Here is an 8144-nt window from a genome sequence, read left to right as displayed (position 1 = left end):
CGTTGTTTATTCCAGCGAGAAGATCCTTTCATTCTTCTAGAAAGAACACGCTGTGCTTTTGCCAACTTCTCTACTAATGATCGAAAAAACTTCGGATTTTTATAGGTTGTTCCATCTGACAAAATGGCGAAATCTTTTAGTCCCACATCCATTCCAATGTAAGAGTTTGTTTTCGGAAGTTCTTGCACTTCTGTTTCAACTAACAATGACACAAAGTATCTGCCAGAAGGGTTCCGTCTAACTGTAGCATTTAAAATACGTCCTGTTACTTCACGACTTTTGGCAAATCGAACAAGACCTAGTTTTGGCAATTTTATTTTGTTTCCTACAACGGCAATGTTTTCATTTGTTTGTTTTGTGGTATAAGATTGTACGTTGTTCTTCTTAGATTTGAAACGCGGGGCATTGTTTTGTTTTTTGAAAAAGCGTGTATAAGCATCCGCAAGGTTGCGAACAGACGACTGAATCGCAATACTATCCACTTCTTTTAGCCAAACAAACTCTTTCTTCATGGCAGGAAGTTTGGCAGAGCATGAACCATATGTCAAACCTTTTCCCGTTTCTTTGTATGCATTATCCCATAGAGATAGGAAATGATTGAATACAAAACGAGAACAGCCAATCGTTTTATTGATTAGGGTTGCTTGTGCTTTATTTGGATAGATACGAAATTTATATGCTTTATTAATCATCATTCATTTCACCTCCATTTCGATATGTGTCTATTATACAACAAACATACATTCGATAGGTAGTGAAGTAACAGTTTATGTATGTCGAACAATTAAGATGGCTTCCTGCCATCCCTTGTCCGAAGCCAATTCATCTCCCACCTACTCACTTCGCGTTCCTTGAGGAAGGAGTCTTCTTGGCTAAAATGATAAAGTTATTTTATTGATGTATCTATCTCATAATAGTTGTATGAGCCAGGGATAGCCCTCATTCCCCCATCATTTCCACCAATCATCAATTTCAGATGTGGTGGTTTATTTTTTTAATCACTACCTTATCCTTTTCAGATCCAATGACATTCACTTTATAAGGATGATTTGTCAGGATATTCATTAATTGATTGGCCATATATTGAGGGGTGTAAACCAGGTCGTTTTTAAACCAATAAACCAGCATTCCTAAGATGGAATAGGCTGTATAATAAGAATTTATTTCATGATTAATATGATGGTTTGGATTTATTCGTACCGCTCTTAAATTTTTTAAAAAATGCTCATTGATTATTTCACACAAATACTCTTGAAAACCTGAATACACATGCTTATTCAGCATTAATTGATAATAATCAACATTATTCCAAAAGTGTGTGAATAGCGCCATTGCCGCAGAAGACATTTCTTCAAATAGGATATCCTTGTCGTTTGGGTAGGAGTCAACTAATGCTTTAATCAAGTCTTCCATCTTTTCTTGAACTATTTCTTCTAATAAATTTTCTTTGCTTTCGTAATGGGAATAGAAGGTTCCTCTATTACAATCCGCTCTTTCTGTGATCTCCGTAATGGATATTGACTTTAAATCTTTTTCTGCCATTAATGAAAAAAGAGATTTTTTTAAGGCTATTTTTGATCGCTTAACTCTTCTGTCCGTTTTTGGATTATTTTTCATCAAATTCCCCTCCAATGTTCAATATTTCATAAAAAAAAGACACATACAAATGATTTGGTTGATACTCGACAATACTAGATTTTTTGATTATGGTCATACTCTGTTCTCGATATTATAATATAACTAACAATTGAACAATAACAAACAGCTGATGGATAATCAACAATTGTTTGTTTTTGTAAATTTCAAACAAAAAAGAAGGGAAAGTACATGAGTACAAAAACGAATACTATCACGTTTACGAATTCTCGACCAATTAACAGATATAATTGAATTCAATCATATTACTACCTAAAGTAATGAACGCTTATAATTAGGGTTTTGTGACTGATTAACGAAAACATATCTAAAAAAGAGGTATACACAATGAATACAAAGCTAAAACGTCCAACGACAATGAAAACCTAGTTGTTTGAAGACGTTAGAAAAAATGAAATCTTGTTTGGAATTTTTACGGAAATTTGTGAGCTGATTGAAAGCAAAAAGGGAGAATTAACAGACAAGTGGGTTCAAGATGTTGAGGACAGTTAATGGATAACTATCAGCAACAATTCATTAATTTACATAAAGGGGAGAGGGTTACAAATGGTTATAAAGGAAATACCGCAACCAAAAACAGATGGAGATCTTGGAAATTTATTATTATTAAATAAAGAAAAACCACTTCAATCTTTAATGAAAATTGCTGATCAAATGGGAGAAATATTTAAGTTTGAAACACCAAATCAGGTGACGCGTTATGTATCTAGTCAACGATTAGTTAAAGAGGTATGTGATGAATCACGCTTTGATAAAAGCATAGGCCCAGCACTCAAAAATGTAAGAAGCTTTGCTGGAGATGGTCTTTTTACGAGTTGGTCATACGAAAAGAACTGGAAAAAAGCTCATAACATTTTATTACCAATTTTTAGTCAACAAGCAATGAAGGGGTACCATGCGATGATGGTAGATATCGCTATGCAGTTGATTCAAAAATGGGAGCGCTTAAATGCTGATGAGCACATTGATGTACCAGAGGATATGACACGTCTGACACTTGATACAATTGGACTTTGTGGTTTTAATTATCGCTTTAACAGTTTCTATCGTGATCAGCCTCATCCATTTATTATGAGCATGGTGCGTGCACTAGATGAGTCAATGAGCCAATTACAGCGTGTGAATCCAGATGATCCATTATATAAGGAGAAAAAATTTCAACTTCAAAAAGATATTCAATACATGAATGGGTTAGTGGATAAAATAATCGCAGATCGAAAAATAAGTGGTGAGCAAGGAGATGATTTGCTTGCTCATATGCTAAACGGAAAAGACCCGGAAACAGGAGAAATGTTAGATGATGAAAATATTCGTTATCAAATGATTACATTTTTAATTGCAGGCCATGAGACGACGAGTGGTCTATTGTCGTTCGCACTTTATTTCTTAGTGAAAAATCCGCATATTTTACATAAAGCAACAGAAGAAGCAACTCGTGTATTGATAGATCCTGTTCCTACTTATAGACAAGTGAAGCAGTTGAAATATATTACTATGGTATTAAATGAATCCCTTCGTTTATGGCCAACTGCTCCTGCTTTTTCACTATATCCAAAAGAAGACACTGCGCTTGGTGGAGAATATTTGTTAAAGCAGGGAGAAGAGATTAAGGTACTTATTCCACAGCTTCACCGTGATAAAACAATTTGGGGTGAGGATGTAGAGGAATTTCGACCAGAACGTTTCGAAAATCCAAGTACAATTCCACAGCACGCATTCAAGCCTTTTGGAAACGGACAGCGTGCATGTATAGGACAGCAGTTTGCAATTCATGAAGCGACTCTTGTACTGGGAATGATTTTGAAGCATTTTGATTTTTATGATCATGAAAATTACGAATTAGATATTAAAGAAACTTTAACGTTAAAACCAGAAGGGCTTACTGTAAAAGCAGTATCAAAAAAAATCCCTCTAGGTGGTATTCCTGCTCCTTACCGTGAACAGCCAGAAAAAAATGTTCGTAAAGTAGTGGATAATGTTCATAACACGCCATTACTCGTACTACATGGTTCCAATATGGGGACAGCAGAAGGAATAGCACGTGAATTGGTAGATATCGCTCTTAGTAAAGGATTTGCAGCACAAGCTGCTTCATTAGATTCTCATGCAGGGAACCTTCCTAAAAAAGGAGTGGTATTGATTATCTCTGCTTCTTATAACGGAAATCCGCCTGATAATGCGAAGAAGTTTGTAGAGTGGTTGGAGAAAGCATCTGAGCATGAAGTGAAAGGTGTTCACTATGCTGTATTTGGCTGCGGCGATAAGAGCTGGGCCACTACCTATCAAAAGGTACCTTTCTTTATTGATGAACAACTTGCAATAAAAGGAGCAGAGCGTCTAACAGGGCGTGGTGAAGGAGATGCAAGTGATGACTTTGAAGAAGCTTATGAAGAGTGGCGTGAGCAGCTATGGAATGATGTAGCAGATCACTTCAAGCTTGATATCGAAGGAAGTGAGACAAGTGCCTTTACTCTTTCTATTAAATCTGTAGACAGTGTAGCGGAAACAAATTTAGCAAAAATGTATCCTACTTTTACAACAAAAACTGTAAAGAATGAAGAATTACAACAGCCATGTAGCTCAAGAAGTACAAGACACCTTGAAATTTCTTTACCGAATAATGTAACTTACAAAGAAGGCGACCATCTAGGGGTGATTCCGAGAAACTATCCAGAATTAGTGAATCGTGTACTATCCCGTTTTCAGCTAAATGGATCTGATTATATCCGTTTAACTGGTGACAATACAAAGCTAGTACATCTTCCTTTAAATCGCATTGTTTCAATTAATGAGTTACTGCAATTTGTAGAACTTCAAGAACCGGTCACAAGAAATCAATTACGTGCAATGGCAGCAAAAACTGTTTGTCCGCCACACAAAATAGAGCTCGAAGCACTATTAGAAAAACGTGTATATAAAGAACAAGTTTTATCCAGACGATTAACTATGCTTGAATTATTAGAGAGATACCCAGCATGCGAAATGGAATTTAGTAATTTTATAGAATTACTTCCAGCATTGCGTCCACGATATTATTCAATTTCTTCTTCGCCAAGAGTAAATGACCAGAAATTGAGTATTACCGTTGGTGTTGTGGAAGACAATGCATGGAGTGGAAATGGAAAATACAGAGGAATTGCTTCTACCTACTTAGCTCAGCTTAAAGAGGGAGATTCGATTACATGTTTTATTTCAAATTCACAGTCTGGCTTCGAACTTCCGAAAAATCCTAAAACCCCGATTATTATGGTGGGGCCGGGAACAGGAATTGCACCATTTAGAGGTTTTCTGCAAGCTCGAAAATCAATGAAAATTAATGGTGAATCATTAGGTGAAGCGCATCTCTATTTTGGGTGTCGTTCACCTAAAGAGGATTATCTATATCAAGAAGAACTTGGACAAACACAGAAAGAAGGAATTGTGGCTCTTCACACAGCTTTCTCTCGAATGAAGGATCAGCCGAAAATATACGTTCAGCATTTAATAAAACAAGATGCTGAAAAGGTGATTAATTTACTTAATCAAGGTGCGCATTTGTATATATGTGGTGATGGAAGAGAGATGGCGCCTGATGTAGAAAATACGCTTATAAAAAGTTACGCTGATATTTATAATGTGAGTGAACCAGAAGCACGTGCGTGGCTACAACAGTTAGAAGAAAACCTGTATTATTCAAAAGATGTTTGGGCGGGATAATAAAAAAATGTATTAGGGTTCTGTTGCAAAGTTTAAAAATCATTTAATCGTTCGTAATTCGAATAAAACAGGAAATAAGTTTTTGGGCTGTTCTCAATATCCCACATGTACACATACAGACCCAAATAACAAAAGAGCTGTGATGAAAATTCAGCTCTTTTGTTATTTTTAGAAATTAATTTTAAAAAATTATACTCTCATCAAAAAAAGGCTTCTTAGGTTTCGATATAACCAATGTTTATTTAAAAGTGAATGACATAAGACCTAAATAACAAAGGGTGTGTTGTAAGCGAAAATAAGTGGTTTAAAGTGAGTTAAGGATGTTATTAAGAATTTTTCTGTGAAATATCTGAAAAACAAACAAATAACCTTGTAAGGTTTGTTGTTTTATAAAGGTAAGGAGTGAAAATATTGGAGAATACAGTAAAAGAAATCATTGATGATTTAGAGTATCTGTTCAGAAATGGAGAAATTGGCATGGAAGTAACTAATCCGGCTTACTATCAGAGGTTTTGCAAGGTACTAGATGTAACAGAAATGCGCTATGATTTACACATTCATGAATATGATGGGGATTCCCTAGTTGTTAAATTAGTGTAAAATACAAATATTTAAGGGGTTAATTTTCTTGAAATATAAAAAGAGAATGGGGAGGAAAAGGTTATAAAAATTGGTACATCTGAATGGCTTTTTCTTAGTAAGGATATTAAGCTGAAGTTGATCCGTTTGGCTGTCATAGATAGTAAATATAAACAAGCAAAATAATAACCCTTCATTTGCTTAACAGCAAACAAAGGAGAATGCCCATGAAAGAAATTGATAAATACATGACGCCATCTGAAGCAGCTTTTTATTGGGGGATTCCTCGTGAGACAATTAAGAATAAATATAGCCCCTCTCTAATGAACGAGAAGTAAATAAATGATTTAGAACGCATGTTACAAGAAGATTTAGTGAAGTATTTTTTGCATCCTGAAGGGAAGCGTAAGGAATGGATTATAAGCCGACAGGCAATGTATGAATGGTTTGGAGAACCAAAAGATAAGTAGGAAAGGGGGATAATAATGCAAGAGGAAACATTTTCTCTCTGGGGAGGATTCAAGAGCGCATTTCGTTTGATTATTTGGTTTTGGATCATTATGTTTTTGCTATTTGGTGAAAGCTTGTTACAATAGAATCAAGTCGAAAGTCTAAATACCCTTAGGTAGCTCTCGTAGATTTATAGTCTATGAGGGCTTCTATTTTGGGCCCTAAATAATTTCACGTACCGAATTTTTTATAAAAACATTTATCTCAAAAACTTAGTATATGTATACATTTAAATGTAGATTTGAAATAGGGGTTTGAAAACGATTCGAGGGATGAGGGGCCACCATGGAAAATAAATATACAACCAAGAGAGAAATCTTTAAGTTTTGACTTTTATATCCTAAATTTTAAGGATAAATTAAGTTTCAATTGATAGAAAGGATATTCTTTTAACTAACCATTATCAATAGGGTTTATTCCATTGATAAGATTACAAGTTATTGATTTTAAAAGATTTAGAGGTTCTCAAATACAATTATCAAAATTGTATCGTGATATTTAATTCCAGAGTGGTCCTCGAAACCCATAATAGTTTCCGTACCCCTTTAGACACAATTTGGACATATTTAAAGCATTTACTGTACGTTTAGACACATTTGTCCAGAAAACCTTATGTTTATGGACAGAGGGTAAAACTCAATAATATCATCGTTTTCTAGCTATAATCATATTCATAAAGTGTGTAAACAAATCAATGTTCAACTAAGCTTAAATTTTTATCTTTCTGAACATGTACTCATCTTTAAAAAATACTGTAATGATAAGGGTTTGTAGTCCTTAGCGTACAATTTTCCCCAAATGATATAGTGACCCCTATATGGATCAACGCTATGTGGGGTTTAGCCCCCACACGACTAGCCAGCACTCACACCCAAAAACAAGGGGAAAATAGAGAATATCGCTTTTTATTATTTTTACGTGTTAATATGGGATAAAAAGGGATTCGAATGGGAGTGATTATATGAAAATTAGTGAGAAAAAATAAACCATTTAGGAGGTGACAATCATTAATGAAACAACAAGAACACGTTATCTTTCGTGAGGTTCAGCGATCCCCAATTTGGGTATGGATACTCATATTAGGGATCGCCATACTGATGTGGTATGGATTCATTCAACAAATTATTTTTGATACCCCGTTTGGAGATAAACCAGCTCCCAATGGTGTATTAGTTGTTTTGTGGTTGTTTTTCGGGATTGTCTTTCCTGTGTTAATGCTTGGAGTATTGAAACTGATCATTGAGGTCCGTGAAAAAGGTCTTTATGTTCGTTTTGTTCCTTTTCATCTTCAATATAAGCAGTACCTTTTCAAAAATATACATCACTATGAATGCATTACTTACAGTCCACTAAAACGATTTGGGGGATGGGGAATTCGTTTTAACCTTAAGGGTGAAAAAGCATATAACATGAATGGAAAGAAAGGTATAGAGTTAAAGTTGAAATATAACAAAGTGGTAATCGGCACTCAAAAATCAGACGAATTAAAAAAAGCATTGGACTCAGTACAAAAAGTATAATGAAAATTAATCTTCAACAAACGGGCGCAATTCAAGAATTTGTACTAGGTATACCTAATTTAAAAACAACTTAAATTTACTTCTGAGAACGGTGATTATGTGAACTTCATATCAGATTGGTATTTAATAAAAGAAATTTTATAAGTTGATCGAACATCTAAAAGGAGTATGGGGTATTTTGAG

The 8144-nt window shown here is 34.8% G+C and carries 5 protein-coding genes and 2 pseudogenes; 5 read left to right on the top strand and 2 right to left on the bottom strand.

All coding sequences use genetic code 11. The features are described 5' to 3' along the window. A partial coding sequence (locus tag BAQ49_RS18930; protein WP_131802727.1) for an RNA-guided endonuclease TnpB family protein occupies positions 1–695 on the bottom strand: 695 nt, incomplete at its 3' end. Positions 696–972: 277 nt separating this feature from the next. Further along, entirely contained in the window at positions 973–1617 is a 645-nt protein-coding gene (locus BAQ49_RS18925) for a TetR/AcrR family transcriptional regulator (RefSeq protein WP_071746634.1), read from the bottom strand. 585 nt (positions 1618–2202) lie between these two features. Here BAQ49_RS18925 and BAQ49_RS18920 point away from each other — a divergent pair. The 5 genes and pseudogenes from BAQ49_RS18920 to BAQ49_RS18900 all read left to right on the top strand — a co-directional run bounded on the left by BAQ49_RS18920 (position 2203) and on the right by BAQ49_RS18900 (position 7961). Further along, positions 2203–5352: a bifunctional cytochrome P450/NADPH--P450 reductase gene (locus BAQ49_RS18920; RefSeq protein ID WP_071746633.1), complete on the top strand. Its 3150-nt coding sequence runs from the start codon at positions 2203–2205 to the stop codon at positions 5350–5352. A gap of 34 nt (positions 5353–5386) precedes the next feature. Then, a pseudogene (locus BAQ49_RS18915) lies at positions 5387–5524 on the top strand (topoisomerase DNA-binding C4 zinc finger domain-containing protein); the annotation flags it as partial. A gap of 239 nt (positions 5525–5763) precedes the next feature. Continuing rightward, the gene (locus tag BAQ49_RS18910) at positions 5764–5952 is read left to right on the top strand and encodes a hypothetical protein (RefSeq protein WP_071734889.1); all 189 of its coding nucleotides are present in this window, start codon (positions 5764–5766) and stop codon (positions 5950–5952) included. A gap of 206 nt (positions 5953–6158) precedes the next feature. Continuing rightward, positions 6159–6401: pseudogene (locus BAQ49_RS18905) on the top strand (helix-turn-helix domain-containing protein). Positions 6402–7451: 1050 nt separating this feature from the next. Further along, the gene (locus BAQ49_RS18900) at positions 7452–7961 is read left to right on the top strand and encodes a DUF6141 family protein (protein WP_071746632.1); all 510 of its coding nucleotides are present in this window, start codon (positions 7452–7454) and stop codon (positions 7959–7961) included. The last annotated feature ends 183 nt before the right edge of the window (positions 7962–8144 follow it).

Source organism: Bacillus proteolyticus (assembly GCF_001884065.1).
GTDB lineage: Bacteria > Bacillota > Bacilli > Bacillales > Bacillaceae_G > Bacillus_A > Bacillus_A proteolyticus.
Note: the sequence above shows the minus strand (reverse complement) of the source record. Positions and strands in the feature narration are given on the sequence as shown.

What these genes read in the sequence shown, in the direction of transcription:
- BAQ49_RS18925 (WP_071746634.1), bottom strand. Translation starts at nt 1,617, where the DNA reads ATGAAAAATAATCCAAAAACGGACAGAAGAGTTAAGCGATCAAAAATA.
- BAQ49_RS18900 (WP_071746632.1), top strand. Translation starts at nt 7,452, where the DNA reads ATGAAACAACAAGAACACGTTATCTTTCGTGAGGTTCAGCGATCCCCA.
- BAQ49_RS18920 (WP_071746633.1), top strand. Translation starts at nt 2,203, where the DNA reads ATGGTTATAAAGGAAATACCGCAACCAAAAACAGATGGAGATCTTGGA.